The organism is Pseudomonas sp. 3JA (assembly GCF_036961705.1).
Lineage (GTDB): Bacteria > Pseudomonadota > Gammaproteobacteria > Pseudomonadales > Pseudomonadaceae > Aquipseudomonas > Aquipseudomonas fluorescens_Q.
Map to the genome: position 1 here is coordinate 155,822 of NZ_JBAMDJ010000006.1, position 25,018 is coordinate 180,839.

Below are 25,018 nucleotides of genomic sequence, written 5' to 3' on the forward strand. Positions count from 1 at the left end.
TTAAAGCGTCCCGTCTATCAGGAAGCGTAAAATCGAAGAAAGAAAGCGAGGCTACGCATGCAAAATAATCATGTTGAGCTCCGTAATGCTGATGAAATTGACCTGATTGAGCTTGTGCGGGGGATTTGGGCTCAGAAATGGCTGATAGTCGGCATTACTATCTTGGTTACCATTGCTGCTGCTGCCTATGCATTCCTCAGCAAGCCGGTCTATGAAGCCAAACTTTTTATTATGCCTCCCACTCAGAACGGTATTGCTGAGTTGAACTATGGGCGCGGAAAAAGTACCGAGCTTGATCCTTATTCTATCCAGTACGTTTACGACGTCTTCACTCGAAATCTTCAAGCTGAATCTCTTCGTCAAGCATTTTTCAACGAGGTCTACCTTCCTTCTCTGGATGAGTCTCGTCGTAAAGATGCACTTGATCGAATATATGAGCGCTTCTCTCGGGAGCTGGTAATCAAAGCGCCCGGTAAAGGTAATCCTGATCTTTTTTCTGTTACGGCCGAAGGCAATGATCCGGTGCGGGCAACGGAGTGGGCCAAGGCTTACGTAAAGCGTGCTAGCGATGCTGCCGAGTCGGAGCTGATAAAAAACGTAACGACGGAAGCCTCTGTAAGGGCTCGTAACCTGGAACAGCGGATTTTAAGTCTGCGGGAAAATGCGCAGAGGACTCGAGAGGATCGGATCCAGCAGTTGCGAGAGGCTTTAAAAATCGCTGAGTCTATAGGCCTGACTACTCCAACTGTCAATTCTTCTGCTGCTGTTGATATAACGGTAGAAACGGGTAACCGAATGGACTACCAGCGTGGTAGCAAAGCATTGATTGCTGAAATTAGTGCACTGGAGTCCAGGGCTTCTGATGATGCCTTTATCTCCGATCTTCGTTCTCTTCAAATGCGATACAGTTTTTATCACAAGTTGAACATTGATCCCGATAATATTTCGGTATACCGACAAGATGGTAATGTTGAGGTGCCCGAGAGCCCGATAAGGCCGAAGAAGGCAATCATTATTGTGTTGGGCTTCTTTGCCGGTTTGATGTTCGGTGGCGTGGTTGCATTTGCCCGATTTGTTCGGCTTCGTGATGCATCAAAAAAATAAAAAACACTGGCTAGCTCCTTCGGCTTGTAAAGCCACGGGTGAAGGGGAGCACATTGTTAATCCATGGACCTGTCAGCGCTGCGAAATCAGCGATGACGGGTTTTTAGCAACTGTGATTTTTGTTTGCGGGCTCGGCCCTGCATCTTCAGAGCTGGTATTTCGTGCTGCATACGGCCCGGTAGGATAACCATGACATGGCCAACGTCCGACTCAGTGGTGCGCGCCGCGCTGACTCTCTGCAGTGGATGGGACACGTCTGGATATACTAGATTTTTATTGGAGTTTTGGCGTGAAGACATTGTGTGTTTTTGGTACTCGTCCCGAGGCGATCAAGATGGCTCCATTAGCCCTTGCCCTTGCGGCTGATGAGCGCTTCGAGGCCAAGGTCTGTGTTACTGGTCAGCACCGCGAGATGCTGGATCAGGTTTTGGGGCTGTTTGCGATCGAGCCCGACTATGACTTGAACATCATGAAGGCCGGTCAGGATCTGACGGACGTTACCACGTCGATCCTGCAGGGTATGAAAACCATACTCGCAGAGTTTCGACCGGACGTTGTCTTGGTTCATGGAGATACCGCTACCACTTTTGCCGCAAGCCTTGCTGCTTACTACCAGCAGATTTCCGTGGCACACGTTGAGGCTGGGTTGCGTACCGGAAATCTTTATTCTCCATGGCCCGAAGAGGGTAACCGCAAATTAACCGGTGCCTTGGCTAATCTACATTTTGCGCCGACGGAGACCTCTCAAGAGAATTTGCTACGAGAAGGCATCAATCCCGACAGGATCGTGGTCACTGGCAACACTGTTATTGACGCGTTGTTGGATGTGGTGAATCGACTTGATCAGGATGACGATCTTAGGGCTCTGGCGGCGGCGCCAGCCGCTTTCCTCGATCCAGATCGCAAGTTGATTTTGGTGACCGGACATCGGCGAGAAAGTTTTGGTGGTGGATTCGAGCGTATATGTCAGGCGCTGATTGAGGTCGCCAGAGCTCATCCAGAGGTAGACATTGTATATCCCGTGCATTTGAACCCAAATGTACGTGAACCTGTCAACCGGCTCCTGGCGGGGATTAATAACGTTCATTTGATCGAGCCGTTGGAATATTTACCCTTCGTTTATATGATGAGCCGTTCGCATATCATTCTCACCGATTCGGGAGGCATCCAAGAGGAAGCCCCATCCTTAGGTAAACCGGTGCTGGTCATGCGAGACACTACCGAACGGCCTGAGGCCGTTGCCGCTGGAACGGTAAAACTGGTGGGTACTGAGACGGTCCGTATTGTCGAAGAGCTCACTCGGCTATTGGAAGATCCTGTCGCATACGCCAGCATGAGCTACGCCCATAATCCGTACGGAGACGGTGATGCGTGCAAACGTATCCTGGAGGCTTTGCTCTCGTTGCACAAATAAGCGAGCCACCGTCATTCAGGTGCTGATTGCTGTATTTACATCAGGCGATACCTGCCAGACGTGGCCCTGTTTTTCTCAGTTCAAGCCGCTGTAAGGACCATCATGTCGTTTCAAACTATTTCAGTCATCGGCCTCGGCTATATTGGGCTTCCTACTGCTGCCGTATTCGCTTCGCGCAAGAAGCAGGTCATTGGTGTCGACGTCAATTCGGATACGGTTGCGATCATCAATAAAGGCAGTATCCATATCGTCGAGCCCGATCTTGACATGGTGGTACACGCTGCGGTGACTAGCGGGTATCTACGTGCCACGACGATACCAGAGCCTGCTGATGCGTTTTTGATCGCAGTTCCGACGCCTTTCAATGACGATTACACGCCGGATCTCGGGTACATTGAGTCCGCAAGTAAGGCAATCGCGCCTGTACTGAAGAAAGGCGACTTGGTGATTCTCGAATCCACCTCGCCTGTGGGCGCGACTGAGCAGATGTCGGCCTGGCTGGCGCTCGAGCGACCTGATCTGAGCTTCCCGCAAGACTGCGGTGAAGACTCCGATATTCGTATCGCCCATTGTCCCGAACGCGTGCTGCCTGGCCATGTTCTGCGCGAGCTGGTTCAGAATGATCGAGTGATTGGCGGCATGACTCCAAAATGCTCTGCGGCAGCGGCGTCGCTCTATCAGATATTCGTCGAAGGTGAGTGTGTCATCACTAACGCCCGAACGGCGGAAATGTGCAAACTGACTGAAAACAGTTTTCGTGATACCAACATTGCATTCGCCAACGAGCTGTCGATGATATGCGACAAGTTGGACATAAGTGTGTGGGAGTTGATTCGCCTGGCTAACCGCCATCCGCGGGTTAATATTCTTCAGCCTGGTCCCGGCGTTGGTGGGCACTGCATCGCAGTTGATCCCTGGTTCATCGTCAGCAAGACGCCTGACATTGCTCGCTTGATTCGGACCGCGCGTGAGGTCAACGACAGCAAGCCGGAATGGGTTCTGGAAAAAACCAAACTGGCGGTTGCCGAATTTCTTCAGGCAAACCCACATAAGACTGCTCTTGATGTGAAAATTGCTTGTTTAGGCTTGGCCTTCAAACCCGATATTGATGACTTGCGCGAGAGTCCGGCGGTTGCCATTACGCAGAAAATTCTCGCTGTTCATCCGGGGCCGGTGGTCACGGTAGAACCTAATATCGAGGCGCTGCCGAAGCTACTGGCAGGTCAGCTCAAATTGGTCACTATTGACTCAGCCATCGCTGATGCCGATGTGATCGTTCTTCTGGTGGATCACAAAGCTTTCAAGAAAATCCCATCCAGTATCCTGACTTCTCACAAGGTCGTTGATACACGTGGCGTCTGGACTGCTTGAAAGTGAATTGACCGGTTTGTCCGCTGGGGCAGAGTTTATTCATATAGATAATAGTGGGTGGGCAGGGTGGACGATTGAAAGCTCCAAAATCCAACCCTTCCCCAAACCCTTACCTGGCACATTGGAGGAAGCTTCAGTATGAACTTGGTTAATCCCAACCTGAAGGTCCGAGTTATCATCACCTGTAAGCGTTTACTCTCATGGTGCTGCACGCCAATAGGGAAATGCTGTGCGTCTTAACTCAAATCTGACGAACGGTTTGGCGTTGGTGGCCGTACAGGGTGCCAATGCTTTATTTCCACTATTGGTATTTCCTTTTCTACTCATAGAGTTGGGAGCAAATGCTTTTGCTGAACTGGTTGTGGCAGAGGCGATGGCATTCTATGTGTTGACGGTCTGTCTTTACAGCTTCGATACAAGTGGCGTCCAGTCTATTGTCGAGGCCAGGCAGCAGGGTGGAAAACTTGCGGAAGCGGAATGTTTCTTTAACATCCTCGGCACTCGTATTGCGTTGTTTATCGTCTCGGCGGTGCCAATGACCATAGCCTATTATATTTTGACTGATGCAAGTTTGGCAGTTATGTTGGCGTGGCTATGTTTCGTGCTAGGTATGATTCTTCAATGTAACTATTATTTTCAAGCCGTAGAAAGCAACACACTATTGGCAGTTTTTGTATTGGCTTCACGTGTTTGTGCGGTGTTGGCGATCTATTTAACTATTGACGGTGCGGCAGATGTATTCATTGCATCATTGATATTGGCAGGTAGCTTTCTGGTTTCCGGTCTCGCGGCTTTCCTATTCTTGCTTCATTATTTCGGCGTAAGGAACGTGAGGTCAGCCAGTGTTAGCGGGATGCTTTATCTCCTTCGTGAGGGGCGTCATCTGTTTTTTGGCAATATATCCGTAGCTCTATTTCGAGGCGCGAACGTTTTGATCTTGGCTGGTGTTTCCAATAGTGCCGCGGTATCAGTCTACGCTGTCGTTGAAAAAATCATCAAAAGTATTCAGGCGTTAGCCCGTCCTCTCAATCAGCTGTTCATACCCAAGGCCATAAAGGCTTGGTCAGTGTTGGCGGTCGAGGATAAAACCTATTTGCATGCCTTTGAAGTGATTTGGAAAAACACCAGAATTCAAATTTGTCTAATGCTCATCGTACTACCACTCGGTGCCCTCGTGCTCTATGCAGGTCGCGCCTTAGGGTATTTGCCAGGGTTTAGCGACGAGGCGCTTATCCTGGTTCTGTTAATGGCTCCAGCGGTTATCTTTGGTGTTGCCAATGCAATGTTTGGGGCTGTTGGGCTAACTTTGATCGGTGCGCAGTCCTATTTCGCGACAGCGGTATTCACGGTAGGAATGTCTACTTTTCTATTCTCAATGGTCGCGTGCTATTATTTTGATGCTTATGGCGCTGCGATCGCTTTTGTTTTTGCGGAGATGTCATTGCTGATAGCTTTTTTATGGAAATACAAACGGAACGAAAAAAATGGATGATTTTTGGGTCTATAAAATTGTTAATTTTTTTCTATCCGCGTTTTTTTTGCTTGGGGCATGGAGCGCAAAAAAAGCTTTTAGTGTTTGGTTGAATCCAGTATCGATATTTTCACTTTTTTGGTTTTTTTATACTGCGTTCCCACTGTTGGTGGCTTTTGAGGCTCCGGTTAATCCATTGGTGATTTTGTATGTTCTGTTTTTTTGTGTAAGCTTTTCGTTGTCCTGTTATGTATTTCCTTGGCGTGTGGCATTGGCACGTAACGAAAGCAAACCTGATGCGGCCTATTACTTCAATAGGCCGTTGATGGTTGCTGCGTTTTATGGGGCGGCGGGTTTTGCTGTATTGATGAATTTTCTTGGTGTGCTGCAACAGGGGATCTCAATTGATCAGTTGTTAAGCAATCCTATTGCTGTAGGTGGAATTTATGCGGGAAAAAGATACGCGGGTGAAATTATACCCAATGTGTTTTCGCAACTTGGTCTTCAATGTTGTTACTATACTGCGGTATTTGGTGGTCTGATTTACGGTTCGCGTGGTGCCGCACAAAGAAATATAAAGCTTTTGGTATTTGCGTTTCTTCCAGCTCTACTTGTAATGTTTTTGCAGAGTGCAAAAGGATTGTTTTTTTTCTCCATTTTTTTATTTCTTGGAGGGGTTCTTGTAACTAGGTTGTATAATAAAAATTATACGCTGATGGATTATTCCGGATTTCGCAGCTTGTTCTTATATGGGCTTTTGGTTTTTCCTATAGTGTTGGTTTCGTTTGTGTCTAGAGGCATTTATGCGGTCGACGACCCTGTGCTTGTGCTGAACCGGTTGAGATATTATTTGGTTACTTATTCCTCTGTACATTTGCCAGCCTTTTCAGACTGGTTTTCGGAGCGCTATTTAAACGAGTCGTTGATGAGTTATAAGCAAGACACATTAACAATGGGGTTTTACACGTTCATGTCCTTTTTTCAATTGGCCGGAGATGATCGATATGTTCCGATGGGCACCTATGATGAGTTCTATACTTATGGGGAGTTCATTAAAGGTAATCTTTTTACCGTTTTTCGAGGACTCATTAATGACTTTGGCCTTTTCGGGAGCTTAGTTTTTGCATTTTTTGTAGGGTTGTTTTGTAATTTAATGTATTGGCGGTTGTTGTCTCGTTGTAATAGTCCTTTTGCGGTGATTTTTTTTGTTTATTTTGTGGCTATATGTTATCAAACTTATTTGGTGAGTACGATGACGTGGTTGACGGTTCCCTTGGTTTTTATGGTTCAGTGGGCGTTTTTGTTTGTGGTAATGAAAATTAATTTTGTTGGTCGAGGTCTAAGTTGAAACTTTGTGTAGTTCCGGTTTGTTACAACGCCCACGAGGATGCGTTACGCTTTTTGGAGTCCGTTGAGCTTGCGTTTCGTGCATGTCCTGGTCTCGTCCTTGACGTCGTTCTGGCGGATAACTCGACAGTTCATCCAGCGATAGATATTGCTGCGCAACAATACTCATACTCGTTCAAGTATCTGAAAAATGAGAATGTCGGTTATTTTCCTGCATTCAATAAAGCACTTGCCAGTCTGTCGCAAGGAGTTGATGGCTATGATTTTGTTGTTGTATGCAACGTTGATCTTGTCGTAGCCGATGATTTTTTTTCAACTCTACAGGCCCATTCGGTCGGTATAGAGACCGGGCTGATTGCGCCAGGTATTTTTTCCGACAAAGACGGTCGCGACTTGAACCCGAAAATGATGCATCGTCCCAGCGCGCGCAAGATCAATTTCATGCGCCTGGTATGCTCAAACGTTGTGTTATTTCGCTGGTACCACAAGTTGGTGCGTATGCGTGAACAGACCCGTTCCCGTGCACAGCAGCGTGATCGTGGGGTAGACAACAAGACCATGACGGTCAGTTCGCCGCAGCCACAAATGTATGGGGCTCATGGCTCGTTCATGATTTTCACCCGACGTTACTTTGCCAAGGGCGCGGACGTCGCCTACCCTCGATTTTTGTTTGGAGAGGAGGGGTTTGTTGCCGAACAATTGCGCAGGCATGCGTTGAACATCGAGCATGTCCCCAGCGTGCGGGTTTTTGATAAGGAGCACGCCTCGACGTCCCAGGTAAAATTGGACTTCATCTGTGCCGAGCACAAGAAATCGTACGATTATTTTTATACGAATTTTTTAAAGGACAGGTCCTAGCATTATGGCTAATACAGGATTGGTTAAAAAAGTCTTTGCCTTGTCGCCGCATGTAGAAATGCTCGCTCGACGCTTGTATTGGCGGAACGTGCAGCGTCTGGCGGGCAAGGTCAAAAAAAGCGCCAAGAAAAAACGTCTCGTCGAAGAGTCGGATGTCAAGCCTTTCGATTATTCTGCGCTTAAAAGTTATCTTGTCGATTGCGGTGTAAGCGCGGGTTCTTTGCTGGTGGTGCATTCTGCCTTTGCCCCCTTTAAAGGGCGCGTAGCCGGGCCAGATGAAGTGATTGATTTTTTTCTCCAGCATCTTGGTACCGAAGGGACCTTGGCAATGCCGGCGATGCCGTTGTTTACCAACGCTCGCTCGGTGGAGGAGTACCTTTCGCCTGAGCCCGATGAAAATGTTTATATCTATAACGTGCAAAAGTCGCGGATAAAAACCGGAATTCTGCCGACGGCGTTGCACAAACGAAAAAAATCGGTAAGAAGCCGTCATCCAATCAATACCATGGTTGCCATCGGTAAGCTCGCAGAAGCACTTATGGAAGGTAATCTGGAGGGGGATTCACCCCTTGCTTGTGGTGTCAATTCCTCTTGGAAGCGTTGTGTCGAACAGGACGCATTGATAATCGGCTTGGGCACTGACTTGACCCATAGCCTCACCATGATTCATGTGGCAGAAGATGTAAAAGACGCACAGTGGCCAGTCAAGGACTGGTATGTAGAGAAAAAGTTTGTCATCAAGGATGGTGACTTCGAGGAAACCCGTGTGTTGCGGGAACGGGCGCCTCGTTGGGGAGCGTTGCACTTTGGTGAGCGTACTTTGTGCAAAGATCTTATGGCGGCTGGTTTGCTCAAATCCGCGACCATTGACGGGATTATTGTCGAGGTGCTTTCGGCCAAGGCATTGATCGAATTTCTCGATGCCAGAAACCGTTCAGGCTACCCTTATTTCTGGGTGGGCTCATGAGCCCGGACGCTATTCTGCCCAAGCTGAAGCCTTTGTTCTTGGATGATAGGGGGCGATTGGTGCTGGGCAAGGCCAATACGCTCTATCGACGCACCGCCGACGGTGAGCTTGAGCGATTGGTCTCGGTGCCTGAATCACGCAAGCGACGTCTCCTGGCGATGTCTCGCTGGGCTTTTCGTCTGGCGCGGTTGGGCTTTGGGACGGGCGCATTCTTCCAAGGACTGTATTTTTTTTCTTATGGCGCTAGGCTCTATAGCTATTGTCCGGAACGAGCACTGTTAAATTGTGAGTTTTCTTTCCGGGTAGGTCGTGGACCGTTGAGCTTTACTGTTGTCGAAGGTGTTCCAGGCGTTGAAGATGGAATCTACTTTGGTGAGTATTTCGGAAATCGTAAGCGCGAACCGGTCCATGTTTACAAGCGCGATAAAGATGGCAGTTGGAATGTAGTTTATTCTTTTGCTCAAGGCGAAATCAATCATATACATGGCCTGGTACCGGATCCGCAGCGTAACTGTATTTGGTTGTTGGCCGGGGATTTTGAGCATTCCGCCAGTATTTGGATGGTCAAGGATAATTTTAAAGACGTACACCCCATTCTTCGCGGGGAACAGGCGTATCGTGCCTGTGTCGCGTTCCCGACAGCGCAGGGTCTACTGTATGCGACAGATACGCAGATTAATCGCAACGCAATCAGATTGCTGGCATGTCGTGACGGTGAGTGGCGTTCCGATTCTTTACTGGAAATAAATGGTTCTTGCATTTACGGTTGCCAGTTGCGTGATTATTTTGTCTTTTCCACGGCTACCGAGCCTTCTGATCAGAAATCCAATCCGGTCCTGGCGCTGCTGGATCGCCGGCCTGGTCCTGGAATAGTCGAAAATAAGTCAGATGTACTGGTAGTGAGCAAAATGGATCTGTCTTGCAGCGTATTGTTTTCTAAAGATAAAGACTTTTTGCCATATCGGCTTTTTCAGTTTGGTGCAATTCTTTTTCCTCACGGCGTGGCACGTGATAATACTCTGTTCGCTTATTCTATTGGTAACAGGGTAAATGATCTTTCTACCGAAGTTTATAACTTGGGTTCTGAGTAATATTTTTGTGTTGAGGGTGATATGAAGCAGATTCTTCAAGATATGGCCAAAGGCGGTACAACCGTGACGGTTGCCCCTGCGCCACAGGTGTCCCGTGAACACGTGATCATCAACAGCAGTGTTTCGCTTATATCTGCGGGTACCGAGCGGATGTTGGTCGGGTTCGGTAAGGCATCCTATTTGGACAAAGCCCGTCAACAGCCAGAAAAAGTCAAGATGGTGTTGGAAAAGGTCAAGACTGACGGCCTGATGACCACAATTGAAGCTGTGCAGTCCAAGCTTGCCCAGCCACTGCCCCTTGGCTACTGCAACGTGGGCGTCGTCGCCGAGGTTGGCGCCGGAGTGGAAGGTTTCAAGGCGGGAGATCGCGTAGTTTCAAACGGCCCCCATGCTGACGTTGTTAAAGTCGCCAAGAATCTTTGCGCCCGGATTCCCGATACGGTCGACGATGAGTCAGCGGCGTTCGTGGTGGTAGCGAGCATCGGCTTGCAGGGCATCCGCCTGGCACAACCTACACTGGGTGAAGCTTTCGTAGTTACTGGTGTAGGCCTGATTGGCTTACTGACTGTGCAGTTGTTGCGGGCGCACGGGTGCCGAGTGCTGGCGATTGACTTCGACGAAGCCAAACTTGAGCTTGCTCGAAAGTATGGCGCGCAGGTTTGCAATCCGGGTAAGGGGGAAGACCCGGTGGCTGCCGGTATGGCCTTCAGTCGCGGCCAGGGGGTTGATGGAGTCATCATCACTGCGTCGACCAAATCCAACGATCCAGTGACCCAGGCGGCGCGAATGAGCCGTAAGCGTGGGCGAATCATTCTGGTCGGGGTGACTGGTCTGGAGCTCAATCGCGCTGATTTCTACGAAAAGGAACTGAGTTTCCAAGTGTCCTGTTCCTATGGACCTGGGCGTTATGATTCCGAATATGAAGAACAGGGACGGGACTACCCGTTGGGGTTCGTGCGCTGGACACAGCAGCGTAACTTTGAAGCAGTATTGGATATGCTCGACAGCGGGCAATTGGATGTAAAGTCGTTGATTACTCACCGCTTTGCATTCGAAGATGCGCCTGACGCTTATGCTGCTCTGACGGATGACAAGTCAGGCCTCGGGATGCTGCTGTTGTACACAGCCCAAGCCGAAGATCGTGCCGTGCGTGAGGTACCTCTTTCCGGTTGCGCTACGTTTGACTCCCAGCGTCCGGTCATGGGATTCATTGGTGCCGGTAACTATGCCTCTCGGGTACTGATTCCTGCATTCAAGGCGGCTGGTGCGCAGCTCCACACGATTGTCACTGCAGGTGGCATCAATAGTGTCATCCATGGTGAGAAGGCTGGTTTCGCTCAGGCTTCGACAGATATGGACAAGATGCTGGTGGATCCGGCGATCAACACTGTTGCAATTGTGACTCGACATGACAGTCATGCGCGGTTTGTATCCAAGGCGCTGTTGGCTGGCAAACACGTATTCGTCGAAAAACCCTTGGCCATTACAATGGCCGAGCTGGAAGAGGTGCGGACGGCCTACCAAACAGCTCATAAACAAGGAAATGGTCCGCAGTTGATGGTGGGCTTCAACCGCCGCTTTGCGCCTCAGGTGCAAAAGATGAAGAGTCTGTTGGAGGCGGTGAAAGAGCCTAAAACGTTCATCATGACGATGAATGCCGGAGCCATTCCTTCCAGCCATTGGACTCAGGACATCGCCACGGGAGGCGGCCGAATCATCGGCGAGGCCTGTCATTTCATTGATTTAATGCGCTATTTAGCCGGTTCTCCGATTGTTTCCATCCAGGCCCGGCGAATGGGTGATTCCCCGGCTGTTGAAGTATGCGAGGACAAAGCCTCCATAACGCTGGGTTTTGAAGACGGTTCATTTGGGACCATCTTGTACTTGGCAAACGGCGCCAGCAGCTTTCCGAAAGAACGTGTTGAGATATTCACTGCTGGCAGAGTATTGCAACTGGACAATTTCCGTAAATTGAAAGGTTTTGGTTGGCCTGGTTTCAGTAAGTTAAATTTGTGGAAGCAGGACAAGGGGCAACGACAATGTGCAGGCGCATTTTTGCAAACCATTGAAAAAGGGACGAAATCGGTCATCCCATTCGAAGAGGTTATGGAAGTCGCACAGGTATCTATTGAAGTGGCAGCGCTGCTGCGCAACCAAAAAAGTTGATCGCAGCAATGACATTTCAAAAGGCCAGTCGCTTTTTTAATACCATCCGCTACCTAAAATTGAGGCAGGTGGTGTTTCGTCTCTACTATCGTTTTGCTCGGGTGCGGCCCCGCGAGTACCATGACGTCAGGCCCAGAATCTGGGCCGTTGACTGGTCCGCCCCGGCGTGGAGTGAGTTGTCGACTGAAGATGGTATCGCGTTTACCTTCCTTGGCGAAAAGGGATATTTAGCTGATTCCGCAGACTGGCATGCGGGGCAGCACAGTAAGCTTTGGCTCTATAATCTGCATTACCTTGATGACTTAAACGCGAAGAATATAGATACGACGCCTGCCCTCGCTGAGACGCTTATTCAGAACTGGACTCAGGCCAATCCCCCTATTTCGGGTAATGGTTGGGAGCCCTATCCGCTTTCGTTGCGCATAGTCAACCTCGTCAAGTGGTTTTCTCGTAATGAATCCCTGGCTGGCCCTCGATTAAATAGTCTAGCCACCCAGGCGGATGCATTGTCTCAGCAACTGGAGTATCAAATTTTAGGCAACCATCTATTTGCCAATGGCAAGGCTCTTGTATTTGTCGGCGCTTATCTATCGGGTGCCAAGGCGGATGAATGGCTGGCCAAGGGGTTGCAGATTCTCGATGAGGAAATTGCTGAGCAATTTTTGCAGGATGGAGGACACTTTGAACTTTCTCCCATGTACCACGCGACGCTTCTGTGGGATATGTGTGATCTGGTCAATCTTGCCCAACGCTCGGGGTTGTCTGACCTAACCCAGCGTTTGCCACGCTGGCAAGCGGTGATTGGTCGAGGCTTGGTTTGGCTGCGCAGTATGTTACATCCCGATGGCAAGATTGGTTTTTTCAACGATGCGGCGTTCGGAGTTGCCCCCGACTTCATGCATATCGAGGAGTACGCAGCGCGTCTTGGCATCTCTGTTACCCTGGGCGTCGCGGCGGATTCCATCGCTTTCCTCAATTCCGCCACTGGTTATGCCGTTGTAACACCCAAGACAGGTGTGAAGGCTTTGCTTGACCTGGCTCAGGTCGGCCCCGACTATCAACCTGGCCATGCACACGCCGATACGCTGAGCTTCGAGCTGAGCGTCTTTGGACAGCGTCTGGTTGTCAATTCGGGAACGTCACAGTACGGGGAAGGTGCCGAACGCCAACGGCAACGCAGCACTGGCGCTCACAGTACAGTAGAAGTCGCTGGACGGGACTCTTCCGAGGTATGGGCCGGGTTTCGTGTTGCCAGGCGCGCAAGACCTGCTATCGAGCGCTTCGATCTACAGGACGGCGTTTCGTGCATCCAGGCCAGTCACAATGGTTACCAGCGCCTGAGCAGCAGTCTCTTTCATCGTCGTACCTGGACTTTCAGCGAAGAAAAACTGGAGATGATCGATCAGGTTACTAGCGATCAGTTCGTCGCGGTGGCCCGTCTTTACATTCATCCCGATGTTTTGTTATCTCAGGACGCCTCCCGTTTCGTGGCCGACATGGGAGCGGGGAAAAAGGTTGTGATCGAGTTATCTGGCGCCGACCAAGTGCGCGTTGTTGCTTCGACTTGGCACCCTGGATTCGGTTGCTCAATTGCCAATCAGTGCATTGAAGCGACATTCAGCGGGCGTCCGCTGACCACGCACATACATTGGAGTTGATTTTGAAAGTATTGCTGTTGAGTTTTTACTACCAACCTGATTTGTCGGCGGGTTCGTTTCGCACCACGGCGCTGGTGAATGCGTTGCTTGATACCCTGCCAGAGGATGCCAGCGTCGAGGTCATAACCACTCAACCGAATCGCTACAGCAGCTTTTCACTTGAGGCTCCGTTGCTTGAACAACATCCAAGGTTGACGATCCGGCGCATCGCGTTGTCGGAGCACAACAGCGGAATGGTTGATCAATCGAAGGCTTTCTTTGGTTACCTCAAAGCTGTTTTAAAAATGACCCGTAACCAGCGGTACGATGTTGTCTATGCGACATCGTCGCGCCTGATGACCGCATCATTGGGCGCATTGGTGGCCAAGCGGGCTAGGTGTCCGTTGTATCTGGATATCCGGGACATTTTTGTCGACACCATCAAAGACGTGTTGCCGGGAAAGGTGACATGGTTACTCAAACCACTGTTTTCCATTGTTGAACGCCTGACCATCAATGCCGCAACTCGTGTCAATGTTGTTTCCGCGGGTTTTTTGCCCTATTTCAAAAGTCGTTATCCCCAAGGCCAATTTGTAGTTTTTACCAATGGGATCGATGATGAGTTCATTGAGGCTCAGCCTCTTGACGAAAAGCCAAGCGGGCAGGGAGAACTGACAGTCCTTTATGCCGGTAACATAGGTGAAGGACAGGGGCTTCATACGATTATTCCGCACGTTGCCCGACGTTTTGAAGGGCGCCTGAAATTTCGCTGTATCGGTGATGGTGGGCGCCGGACACAACTGCAAAGCGCGATTGAGTCCGGCGCATGTAAAAATGTCGAAATCACTCCGCCTATTCGCCGTGACGCGCTCATCGCAGCGTATCAGGAAGCGGATGTGCTATTTCTTCATTTGAATGACTATGATGCTTTTCGCAAGGTCCTACCCTCGAAACTTTTCGAATATGCTGCTCTGGGCAAGCCGATCTGGGCTGGCGTAGCGGGCTACTCGGCAGAGTTTGTTCGCGAGCACGTACCAAATGCCGCGGTGTTTAGTCCCTGTAATGTTGAGCAAGCTGTTACAGCATTCGAGTCATTAAGTATGGTGACCAAGCCTCGACATGAGTTTGTCGAACGCTTTGCTCGGAATAAGATCATGCAGACGCTGGCGCAAGATATTGTGTTGTTGGCAGGAAGTAGGTCGAAATGAACGTGTTTCTGACCGGAATTACCGGATTTGTCGGGCGCGCCACGTCGAAACGATTGATGCAGACGGGGCATCGGGTGAGGGCTGCCTTGCGTGATCCTGATACAGCCTTGGTACAAGGTATTGAGCCTGTGATTTTCGACGATATGGCTACTTATGATTGGACCTCCTCGCTCGACGGCCAGTCGGTGGTAGTGCACTGCGCCGCACGGGTGCACGTGATGAACGAGCAGTCGGTTGATCCGTTAAGCGAGTTTCGCAAAGTCAACGTAGAAGGAACACTCAATTTAGCCAGGCATGCGGCTGCTAGTGGAGTGAAACGCTTCATTTTTATCAGTTCAATCAAAGTCAATGGCGAGGAGACTCAGCCAGGTAGGCCCTATACCGCTGACGATATTCCTGAGCCTATTGATCCGTACGGTATTTCCAAGTGGGAGGCCGAACAAGGTTTGCGAGAGATTGCTGCGGCGACCGGAATGGAGGTAGTAATTATCCGTCCGGTATTGATCTACGGTCCAGGTGTGAAGGCTAATTTCCTTAGTATGGTGCGTTGGTTGGATAAAGGTATTCCGTTACCCTTCGGTTCAATTTATAACAGCCGAAGTTTGGTAGCACTGGATAACCTTATTGACTTGATAATCACGACCCTTGACCATCCAGCGGCTGTCAATCAAACATTTCTGGTCAGCGACGGAGAGGATCTTTCTTCCTCCATGTTGTTGCGTCGTATGGCACGCGCGTTGGGACGTCCAACGCGTCTTCTTCCTGTTCCTAGCGCATTTTTATACTTGGCGGCCAATCTGTTTGGCAAGAAAGCACTTGCTCAACGGCTATGCGGCTCTCTGCAGGTAGATATTAGTAAAACCCGCTCCTTGCTTCAGTGGGAGCCGCCCCTTTCAGTGGACGCTGCGCTGAAACTCGTCGCTGAACAATATATGGAAAGTAAATAATAATGACTTTTTGGTGGCTGATTCCTGTCGTTCTATTGTTATCTTTTTTGCTGACTGCCGGTCTGCGACGATACGCCCTTGCTAGCAATATCATTGATATTCCTAATGCCCGAAGTTCCCATGCGGTTCCCACCCCTCGTGGGGGAGGCGTCGCGATTGTTCTCGCGTTTCTTTTGGCTTTACCAATTTTGGGGTGGGCGCAGCTCATCACTCTTGACGTGTTGATCGCAGTCGGAGGGGCCGGTGCCTTAATCGCAATTATTGGATTTATGGACGATCATGGTCATATTGCTGCGCGCTGGCGTTTACTGGGGCATTTTTGTGCCGGAACCTGGGCATTGTTCTGGCTGGGGGGCTTGCCCCAACTCAGTATTTTGGGGATGACCTTTGACTTGGGTTGGGCTGGCAGCATTTTGGCAGCCTTTTATTTGGTATGGATGCTCAATTTATACAACTTTATGGATGGTATAGACGGTATTGCCAGCGTAGAGGCCATTTGTACTTGTTTAGGGGCTTGTTTGATTTATTGGCTAACAGGGATGCAAGAGCTGCTTTGGCTTCCTCTGTTGCTTGCGATGGCCGTGTTGGGATTTTTATTTTGGAACTTTCCACCTGCCAAGATCTTCATGGGGGACGCCGGAAGCGGTTTTCTAGGGATCACGTTGGGCATTTTGTCCATCCAGGCAGCAGGCGCTTCATCGCAACTGCTTTGGGCGTGGTTGATTCTGCTAGGCGTATTTATTGTGGATGCTTCGCTCACTTTGATGCGTCGTCTGTTACGTGGCGAAAGGGTTTACGAAGCGCATCGTAGTCATGCTTATCAATTCGCATCCCGGCGATTTGGCAAACATTTGCCGGTGACCTTGGCTGTTGCCGCTATCAATCTGTTCTGGCTGTTACCCCTTGCGCTGTGCACGCTGCTATTTCAAGTCGATGGCTCTTGGGTACTGATTCTTGCGTATGTGCCACTGATCGCTCTGGCGATAAAATTTAATGGCGGGGGCGTGGAGCTCGCAGACCCTCAAGCATAGCCTGGATGAGACCATGTCATGGGGGATTTCGAATGCTATGGCTGATTCAATCAGCTCTCGCGTCCAGAGGCGCTGAACAGCCAGGATTGATGTGAGTCGGCAGCGCGTTTAGGGGTTCGAATACCCTTTTGGATGCGGACGCCTTGGACAGGAAAAACAGATGACGCAAGCGGCGCTAGGGTATCTGGCGCTGTCTGCCCAGACGCTGAGGACGGCCTGAAGGTTCCGAGTACGGACGCGATTGTCTGGCAGTCGACGTGACTTCGAAGAGTACAGAGCAATCCCCGAAAATCTCACAGAGAATGCTGTACCTGAAAAAATCAGATATTATAGTTCTTTGTTATCTTAAAAAGTAGTGTTCAAGTGGAAATTATAGGTGCATTCGCTGCGTTAATAGCGATTTTGGTCGCATTGTTATCGACTAATTTGTTTTTGAGTAAGTTGGTGGTTCCTTCCTCCCATGGTCGGTTTGTAACACTCGACGGTTTGCGTGGGTATCTTGCATTTTTTGTATTTCTTCATCATTCCTATATATGGTATTACTACTTGCATTCTAATGCTTGGGCTTTGCCTTCTTTCAGGCTTTTTGTATATTTTGGGCAAGTTGGCGTTGCGCTATTTTTCATGATCACGGGGTTTCTTTTTTTTAATAAATTGCTGGAAGGACGCGCGCACGGTACTGATTGGCTCCGCTTGTATGTTTCTCGATTTTTGAGATTGACGCCTCTCTATCTGCTTTCCATGGTTCTATTGTTTTTGATCGTGTGGATACTTACCAAGAATGAACCGGCGCAGCCGACTGGAAAAATTGTAGTAGACGGGTTGAAGTGGGTTGGTTTTAGGGTTTTTGGTGCTCCTGACTTGAATGGTCTATTAGGTACAAGATATATACATGCGGGAGTGACCTGGACGTTACCCTACGAGTGGTTTTTTTATTTGTTTCTACCATTTGTTGCTTTGCTGATAGGGAATCGCCCGCCTGTCAAGTATTTGTATTTGGCGGCAATTGCATTGTACGTGTTCGATATATACGGTTATAGTCGGGATTTTGGCTGGTTGTTTTTGGGGGGGATGGCGGCAGCTGTTTTAGTTCGTTATGAGCGTTTTACGGTTTTTGCTGTTTCAAAATGGGCAACATGTCTGATAGTCGGATCTCTTGCTTGGAGCGTGGCGTACTATCCAACAATTTATGAAGGCAGTGTGCCAAGAGTGCTATTGGTAGCCGCGTTTTGTCTGATTTCGGGAGGTAATAGTATCTTCGGTTTGCTCAGGCTTAAGGTGTCACGCACGATGGGTGAAATGGCATATAGTATTTACTTGCTTCATGGGGTTTTATTGTTTGTGGTTTTTAGATTTGTATTTGGTAGTGTCAGTGCTAGTCAATTAACACCCCTCCAGTATTGGGGGGTTATTATACTGCTTACTCCAATTCTGATGATTGTCTGTGGTTTGACATTTCGATTTGTCGAGCGACCGGCAATGAGGAGGGTCGATACGCTGACCAACTGGATTAGGATGAAGAAAAAGCGGCGGTTGGAACACGAAAACGTCAATTAAGTTAATGGCCCTTTGTTGAGGTGCAGGTAATGATAAGGCGTTTGCTTGCACTGTGTAGGAATATTAAGGACTCCAACGTTATTGGCGTCCTTAAAAAACTTAATCGAATATTCGACTATGAACAATCAAGTAGCTAGAAGCTTCTGAAGATAAGTGTGCGGTATCCCAGGCCGTAGGTACTGGCCCGTTTTTTGTATTCAAATGAGTCATGCAGCCTTGATCGGTGCAGAGGATTTCCCTAACGGATACGAAGTTAACTCCGTATTCTTGAGTTATTTTGCTGATGCCTTCCTCGGTTTCATTGTCGTTAATCAAATGGTTTTTTTCTCTTTCGGGTAGAGAGGTGTCATTAAATAGTGAATTCTTTAAAAGAATATCAGTGAGCACTCTATTCCAAATAGGTGCAGGACCGAACACGGTGATTTTTTTGACACCTTTAGCCTGGAGAAACTCTAATGTATACCTTAATGACTCCCAATTATATTTAGACCAGCGAGCGGAAAGGATTACCTCGCCAGGTTGATTCTTAATAATCCAATCTGCAACGAAGCTATTAATGTCTCTACAGTTTTTTCGATCATCAATGGTTACCCCAATAAGTGGAGGGCAGCCACTTGCTGTGAATTGTGTAATGTTTTTGTCCTCTGGCAGATTTTTTAGAATGCCGGGGTACAAATGCGCCGCATGTGAGTCTCCCCAAAGCAGTATCGTCCTGGCAGTACTCCCCCGCAAATCGCTGCAGTTATAGAAAGCTTTATAGGTTTGTTCGGGGCGCATGAAGCACTGGCCGTCTCGGTATTCGTTAAGTGAAAATTTATACTTGGCTAAGTCTGATGCTTTCGCCGGAAAACGGTTCGGATAGCCATCAGCCCTTTGAATTATCAAACCGAGCGATGCTACAAAAAAAATCGGAGCCAATGATATTAAAAAAGCCAGATTACGTTTGCTCGGTAGAAATGCCGTTCTTGCTCTTCTCTCTATCAGGCTGTACGAGATTTCGGCAAATACTAATGTCAGCAAAACTCCAAGGATTGTGGCGAGTGTGAGATTCTGAGGGTTTATAAGTCTTATTGATACCGCCAAAGGCCAGTGCCATAGATAAATAGAATAAGAGCGTTCGCCAATGTGTTGAATTAACTTCCCTGAGGTCCAGTATGAATTGGATTTCGAATAAATGATCATGGCTGCAGCAAGGACGGGGAAGATTGTTATGATGCCAGGCCATGCGGAGGAGGAATTTAACAGGATGGCGGAGAAAATAATCATCAAGAAGCCGGCGGTTTCCAATCCCTTGATTTTTCTTTGGTTTTGGGACGTAAGAAAATATACCAGGCTGCCTGCTAGCATTTCCCATGCTCTAGAAAAAGTAGAATAAAAAGCCGCGTCGGGTTCTGAGTTTGCAAGATAAATACAATAGATAAGCGATGTGACACCTGCGGTGCAAGTGGCTAGGAGCTGCCAGCGTCTATTCTTTCGGAAAAACCAAACGGCGCTCATGAGGAGGGGGAGCATGATGTAGAACTGCCACTCTACTGATAAGGACCATGTATGGAGAAGCAGTTTTTGATTGGAGCTTGTCTCGAAGTAGCCATTTTGATCAAGGAAAAAATTATTAGAGTAGAATCCTAATGTCGTGAGTACTTGATCGGCAAGTGCGTTGTATTGAGCTGGTGATAAGTAGAACCAACCTGAAATTATTGTGACGGTGCACAGCGCAAGCAGCGCGGGCAATATTCTTCTGGCTCTAGCAATGTAGAAGTTTATTATTTCTTTTGGGAGCGTCCAGGCAGAGCTGTTTTCCAGTTTTTTGGTTAGTATTCCTGCCATTAAAAAGCCAGATATTACGAAGAATACATCTACACCTATGAAGCCCCCGCTAAAAATAGGAATGTCGAAATGAAAAAGAACAACCAGTGTTACTGCCCATGCGCGGAGGCCGTTTATGTCTTTTCTGAATGTCATCTAAAGTATTCGCCTGCTATTTTTGATCTTGTTCCGCTTTGGTAAGAGGTTTGGTGAAAGGGCGGTTGTCTTTGCATTTTTATAAAGGCTTAAGTGTGGACAGACTTTTGGCTGGAAGTGCGGAATGAAAAGTCGCTGCCAATATACTATGTCTTCAATTATTTGCTTGGTCGGTGGGTCGCTTGGTTTTACCTTGGGCTGATTGTCTTCCTCGCCCATCAGTACCCCGTTAAATTCACACCTGGCGTGCCGAAAGCCAACAGCAATACGTCCATTCTGCCACGCAAGCTGCTAATGTCGCTAATCTCAGGAGTGCAGGGCGCAGAACATCAGCTCATGGTCAGCTCGCTGGCAACCACCGTCGGGCCTTTCTCGTGCTGGAGGCCAAAACGACGCTACGTGAGTATGATAGAAGGCAGGAAGATGGTTGGTTCCGGCTCTGGCGTGTCGCTTTGTATTGACTTCAAGGGTTAAATCATGCGCGCGGACTGGAAAAGTCTCTTCACCATAATAGATGACAAGGCCGATGCTTTTTCGTAGGTAGTCCCGTCGTGGACCGAGCCCCAAGGTAGCCTACAGTCGGAAATGGATATTATTTTAAGGAGCTAGCGAAGGTGCATGAAGGGGTTATGAGCAAATTTAGAACAGCCTTGCTGGGATTGCCGAGACGCCACAAGCGCGCAATCCAGCTGGCAACGGACGTTGTACTTGTCTGGGTCGCCCTATGGCTGGCGTTCGTCGTTCGCCTGGGCGTCGAAGCATTGGCCAGCCCAATTGAAACGCACCTTTGGCTTTTCGCATCGGCTCCTTTGATCGCTATTCCAATCTTCATCCGCTTTGGCATGTATCGCGCGGTCATGCGCTATTTCGGTAATGACGCGCTGATCACAATTTGCAAGGCGGTCAGCCTTTCGGCCTTGCTGCTGGCTTTGGTGGTGTATTGGTACAGCAACCATAAAACCGTAGTGCCACGCTCCATCATCTTCAACTACTGGTGGCTGAGCCTGATCATGATTGGCGGCTTGCGCCTGATGATGCGGCAGTATTTCCTGGGGGACTGGTTTACCGCAGCCCAGCATGTGCCCTTCACCAACCGTGACGACGGTCTGCCCAAGGTTGCTATTTATGGTGCCGGGGCCGCAGGTAACCAACTGGTGGCTGCGTTGCGCATGGGGCGGGTGATGCGACCGGTCGCATTCATCGATGATGACAACAGCATCGCTGACCGCGTGATCGCTGGGCTACAGGTCTACGCGCCCAAGCATATCCAGAAAATGATCGACACAACCGGCGCGCAGGAAATTCTGCTGGCGGTGCCTTCCTCGTCACGTGGGCGCCGTCGGGAGATCTTGACGCTGCTTGAAGGCTTCCCCCTGCATGTCCGTAGCGTCCCTGGGTTCATGGACCTGGCCAGCGGCCGGGTCAAGGTAGATGACATCCAGGAAGTGGACATCGCCGACCTTCTAGGACGCGATCCGGTTCCCGCACAACCTGACCTGCTGGAGCATTGCATCACTGGCCAGTCGGTCCTGGTCACTGGAGCCGGTGGCTCGATCGGCTCCGAGCTTTGTCGGCAAATACTGGCACTGAAGCCGACTACGCTGCTGCTGTATGAGCATAGCGAATTCAATCTCTATAGCATCCTGTCTGAGCTTGAGCCTCGAGTGGTTCGGGAGTCGCTGTCGGTTCGGTTGCTGCCTATCCTTGGATCGGTACGAGATCAGGACAAACTGCTGGACGTGATGAAGACCTGGAATGTCGACACGGTCTATCACGCCGCCGCTTATAAGCATGTCCCGATGGTCGAACACAACATTGCCGAAGGCGTCCTGAACAATGTGATCGGGACGTTGAATACGGCACAGGCTGCGTTGCAGGCAGGCGTATCGAACTTCGTGCTGATCTCCACGGATAAAGCGGTGCGCCCAACCAATGTAATGGGCAGCACCAAGCGGCTTGCAGAACTGACCTTGCAGGCCCTTAGCCGCGAACTGGCCCCCGTGTTATTCGGTGACAAGGCCAACGTTTCAAGGGTCAATAAAACCCGTTTCACCATGGTTCGGTTTGGCAATGTATTGGGGTCATCCGGTTCGGTTATTCCTCTGTTCCACAAACAGATCAAGTCCGGCGGGCCGTTGACCGTCACGCACCCAAAAATCACGCGTTACTTCATGACCATTCCCGAGGCCGCTCAGTTGGTCATACAGGCGGGGTCCATGGGGTTGGGTGGAGACGTGTTTGTGCTGGACATGGGCGAACCGGTAAAGATCGTCGAGCTGGCGGAAAAGATGATTCACCTGTCTGGCTTGAGCGTCCGTTCGGAAAAGAACCCCCACGGCGACATTGCAATCGAGTTCACTGGCCTGCGTCCAGGCGAGAAGCTTTACGAAGAATTGCTGATTGGCGACAACGTCGTCGCCACCCAGCACCCGATGATCATGAGTGCCAATGAGGACCATCTGTCTTGGGACACGCTCAAGATCAAGCTAGCTGAGTTGCTGGCCGCCATCGAGCGCGATGACTACACCAGGGTCCGCCAGCTGCTTCGGGACACTGTCAGTGGTTACGCTCCAGACGGCGAGATTGTCGACTGGATCTACCAGCAACGTCGTCTCGAACCCTGATTGTTACATACGCTGTAACGTACACATTTTTGACAGCGACACCTCATCGCCTAAGTTTGAGAGGCAGCTTCGGAAAAGCTGCTTCTCTCTTAACGATGTCATGGAGCGTCATTTATGCGTACAGGCTATTTCTACTCTCTGGTTTTTGCCTTTCTCACCAGCGCCTCGATTGCTGCTATCGCCGCCCCAGTGGTCAAGCCTGAGGTGGTCGCTACGCCGCAAGCAGTGGAGCAGCCAGCCAAAACGCAGAGTACCAAGGTGGATTTGAACGGGGCGGATGCTGCCACGCTGCAGCGCGAGCTGTCAGGAATAGGGAAGGGCAAGGCCGAGGCGATTGTTGCGTATCGGGAGAATAATGGGCCGTTCTCTTCGGTGGAGGAGTTGTTGGAGGTCAAGGGGATCGGCAAGGCGATTCTCGACAGGAACCGTGACAAGCTGGAAGTGAATTGAGTTTGTGATTGAAGAAGGCCGGTCGTATTGACTGGCCTTTTTGCTGTCTGGCGGATGCACATTTTTGCACGCATTCTGGAGGCATCTCGCCGTTGGCATAAATAATGATTATCTACAGCCAACCGATTGTTCAACAATCCGAGGCCTTTCTTCCATGATCCATACACTTTCCTTGGCCGACCAGATCACTCTGGAGCTACGCGCCGACATCATCGGTGGCCGCTTGCTGCCAGGCATGGCGCTGGTGGAGAACAACCTGGTCTCGGCCTACAACGCCTCACGCAACACCATCCGCGAAGCGCTACACCGTCTAGGCCAGGAAGGCTTAACCCGTTACGTGCGCAACAAAGGGGTGATGGTCCGCAGGTTAGGTGTCGATGACGTGCGAGATCTGTTCAAGGTCCGTCGCACTCTGGAGCTGCAAGCCATCATGGGCAGTCAGCCACTGCGCGAGTATCAATCTGACCGGATGCTCGAAGCCCTCGAAGCGGCGGATTTGGCTCGGGAGCGTGAAGACTGGCGTTCGGTCGGCACCCATGGCCTGGCGTTCCATCAGCACATCGTCGGATTGATGCGCAGTCCATTACTTGATGAGTTTTTCACCAATGTGATTGCACAGCTGCGCCTGGTATTTAGCTCCGCGCCCGATGAGGCTCGTTTCCAAGCGCCGTGGCTGACCCGTGACCGCTATATCCACGATTGCCTGGCCGAAGGTGACAAGCTTGCGGCCCACGAAGCCATGAGCCTTTACCTCGATGATTCCGAGCAACTGCTTTTGCAACTGCTAACCCCCACCTATCACCCCTGATCAAGGACCCGCGCCATGTATAAAGACTACCCAGCCGCCTACCAGGTCAGCAAAGGTTCAGCCCTGCTGGTGGACAAACCCTTCTACGACCGCATCCGCACCCAGCAGGACAAGCGCACCCTGATCGAGCAGTTCGAAGTGCCGATCCGTACCGGTAAGGCCTGGCACGTACCAGCCGGGCATGTGTTCCGAGTCACGACTCCGGTGGGCCCGCAGGTAGGAGACTTCAACGTCTGGAACGCCCACGATCCACGGGAACGCCTGTGGGCGGCGCGCACGCGTCAGCTTCAGGGCGCCCACGTCAGTACCCATGATCGGTTGTGGTCGAACCTGCCATTCCTGCGGCCATTGGTGACCATCACCGATGACAGTCTGGCCGGTTATGGCATCGATGAGCATGGTGGCCGACTGCACGATCTGCTGGGTACGCGCTGTGATCCCTATGTGAACAAGATGCTGACGGGGGAGGATTTTCATCATCACTGTCACTCGAACCTGACCCGTGCGGTGTTGCCTCACGGCCTGACGGAGTTCGACGTGCACGATGTGCTGAATATTTTCCAGTGCACCGGGCTTAATCACGACGACATGTACTTCATGAAGGCCTGTCCGGCGCAGAAGGGCGATTACCTGGAGTTTTTTGCCGAGATCAATCTGTTGTGCGCCCTGTCCACCTGCCCGGGTGGTGACTTGTCGCTGGCGATGTGGGGGCCGGATGCGCAGGATCCCCTTAGCGTCTGTCGTCCTCTGGGGGTGGAGATCTATCGGTTGGAGGATTCATTGCTGGAGGGCTGGAGCCAACCTGAGCGGGCGGCATACAACGGGTTGCATGGCTTGCACATTGCCAAGGCGGATTGGGAGAAGTAAGGCGGCAGGGGCTCTTGTGGCGAGGGAGCTTGCTCCCGCTGGGCTGCGCAGCAGCCCCCAAATCATGACTCAATCAGCCTGGCGCACCGCGTCGGCAGGTTTGAGGGGGCGCTTCGCGCCCCAGCGGGAGCAAGCTCC

The 25,018-nt window shown here is 50.2% G+C and carries 19 protein-coding genes; 18 read left to right on the forward strand and 1 reads right to left on the reverse strand.

Annotated features, from left to right (window positions below):
* The first annotated feature begins 57 nt into the window (after positions 1-57).
* The 14 genes from V7773_RS06880 (at position 58) to V7773_RS06945 (ending at position 18,169) form a co-directional block, all read left to right on the forward strand.
* A complete protein-coding gene (locus tag V7773_RS06880; RefSeq protein WP_336072765.1) occupies positions 58-1,104 on the forward strand; it encodes an LPS O-antigen chain length determinant protein WzzB in 1,047 nt (348 codons plus the stop codon).
* Positions 1,105-1,438: 334 nt separating this feature from the next.
* Entirely contained in the window at positions 1,439-2,518 is a 1,080-nt protein-coding gene (wecB, locus tag V7773_RS06885) for a non-hydrolyzing UDP-N-acetylglucosamine 2-epimerase (protein ID WP_442963446.1), read from the forward strand.
* Positions 2,519-2,620: 102 nt separating this feature from the next.
* Positions 2,621-3,889 (forward strand): UDP-N-acetyl-D-mannosamine dehydrogenase, encoded by a 1,269-nt coding sequence (gene wecC / locus V7773_RS06890; RefSeq protein ID WP_336072768.1) that lies wholly within the window; start codon positions 2,621-2,623, stop codon positions 3,887-3,889.
* A gap of 229 nt (positions 3,890-4,118) precedes the next feature.
* Positions 4,119-5,381 (forward strand): oligosaccharide flippase family protein, encoded by a 1,263-nt coding sequence (locus V7773_RS06895; RefSeq protein WP_336072769.1) that lies wholly within the window; start codon positions 4,119-4,121, stop codon positions 5,379-5,381.
* Positions 5,374-6,708, forward strand: a complete 1,335-nt coding sequence (locus V7773_RS06900) for an O-antigen polymerase (RefSeq protein ID WP_336072770.1) — start codon at positions 5,374-5,376, stop codon at positions 6,706-6,708. Before V7773_RS06895 ends, V7773_RS06900 begins: the two co-directional genes overlap by 8 nt.
* On the forward strand, positions 6,705-7,565 hold the full coding sequence (locus tag V7773_RS06905; RefSeq protein WP_336072771.1) for a glycosyltransferase family 2 protein: 861 nt from the start codon (positions 6,705-6,707) through the stop codon (positions 7,563-7,565). The genes V7773_RS06900 and V7773_RS06905 overlap by 4 nt, the downstream gene beginning before the upstream one ends.
* A 4-nt stretch (positions 7,566-7,569) precedes the next feature.
* Positions 7,570-8,532, forward strand: coding sequence for an AAC(3) family N-acetyltransferase (locus V7773_RS06910; RefSeq protein ID WP_336072772.1), 963 nt, complete (start codon positions 7,570-7,572; stop codon positions 8,530-8,532).
* Positions 8,529-9,623 (forward strand): hypothetical protein, encoded by a 1,095-nt coding sequence (locus tag V7773_RS06915; protein ID WP_336072773.1) that lies wholly within the window; start codon positions 8,529-8,531, stop codon positions 9,621-9,623. Before V7773_RS06910 ends, V7773_RS06915 begins: the two co-directional genes overlap by 4 nt.
* Positions 9,624-9,644: 21 nt before the next feature.
* Positions 9,645-11,789: a bi-domain-containing oxidoreductase gene (locus V7773_RS06920; RefSeq protein WP_336072774.1), complete on the forward strand. Its 2,145-nt coding sequence runs from the start codon at positions 9,645-9,647 to the stop codon at positions 11,787-11,789.
* 8 nt (positions 11,790-11,797) lie between these two features.
* Positions 11,798-13,447 carry a heparinase II/III family protein gene (locus V7773_RS06925; RefSeq protein ID WP_336072775.1) on the forward strand — a complete coding sequence of 550 codons (1,650 nt, stop codon included), beginning with the start codon at positions 11,798-11,800 and terminating at the stop codon, positions 13,445-13,447.
* Between the two features lie 2 nt (positions 13,448-13,449).
* Positions 13,450-14,634, forward strand: coding sequence for a glycosyltransferase family 4 protein (locus V7773_RS06930; protein ID WP_336072776.1), 1,185 nt, complete (start codon positions 13,450-13,452; stop codon positions 14,632-14,634).
* On the forward strand, positions 14,631-15,581 hold the full coding sequence (locus V7773_RS06935; RefSeq protein WP_336072777.1) for a UDP-glucose 4-epimerase family protein: 951 nt from the start codon (positions 14,631-14,633) through the stop codon (positions 15,579-15,581). The genes V7773_RS06930 and V7773_RS06935 overlap by 4 nt, the downstream gene beginning before the upstream one ends.
* A 2-nt stretch (positions 15,582-15,583) precedes the next feature.
* Positions 15,584-16,612, forward strand: a complete 1,029-nt coding sequence (locus V7773_RS06940) for an MraY family glycosyltransferase (RefSeq protein ID WP_336072778.1) — start codon at positions 15,584-15,586, stop codon at positions 16,610-16,612.
* Between the two features lie 363 nt (positions 16,613-16,975).
* Entirely contained in the window at positions 16,976-18,169 is a 1,194-nt protein-coding gene (locus V7773_RS06945) for an acyltransferase family protein (RefSeq protein ID WP_336072779.1), read from the forward strand.
* Between the two features lie 99 nt (positions 18,170-18,268).
* On the opposite strand, the gene V7773_RS06950 is transcribed toward V7773_RS06945, so the two are convergent.
* Complete coding sequence (locus V7773_RS06950; RefSeq protein WP_336072780.1) at positions 18,269-20,131, reverse strand: acyltransferase family protein; 1,863 nt, start codon at positions 20,129-20,131, stop codon at positions 18,269-18,271.
* A gap of 629 nt (positions 20,132-20,760) precedes the next feature.
* Between V7773_RS06950 and V7773_RS06955 the strand changes: the two genes are divergently transcribed.
* The 4 genes from V7773_RS06955 to V7773_RS06970 all read left to right on the forward strand — a co-directional run bounded on the left by V7773_RS06955 (position 20,761) and on the right by V7773_RS06970 (position 24,880).
* Positions 20,761-22,755: a polysaccharide biosynthesis protein gene (locus tag V7773_RS06955; protein ID WP_336072781.1), complete on the forward strand. Its 1,995-nt coding sequence runs from the start codon at positions 20,761-20,763 to the stop codon at positions 22,753-22,755.
* Between the two features lie 114 nt (positions 22,756-22,869).
* Positions 22,870-23,205, forward strand: a complete 336-nt coding sequence (locus tag V7773_RS06960; RefSeq protein WP_063322342.1) for a ComEA family DNA-binding protein — start codon at positions 22,870-22,872, stop codon at positions 23,203-23,205.
* A 154-nt stretch (positions 23,206-23,359) separates the two neighbouring features.
* A complete protein-coding gene (locus V7773_RS06965; protein ID WP_336072784.1) occupies positions 23,360-24,013 on the forward strand; it encodes a GntR family transcriptional regulator in 654 nt (217 codons plus the stop codon).
* Positions 24,014-24,028: 15 nt separating this feature from the next.
* The gene (locus tag V7773_RS06970) at positions 24,029-24,880 is read left to right on the forward strand and encodes an urea carboxylase-associated family protein (RefSeq protein ID WP_336072785.1); all 852 of its coding nucleotides are present in this window, start codon (positions 24,029-24,031) and stop codon (positions 24,878-24,880) included.
* Positions 24,881-25,018 lie beyond the last annotated feature (138 nt).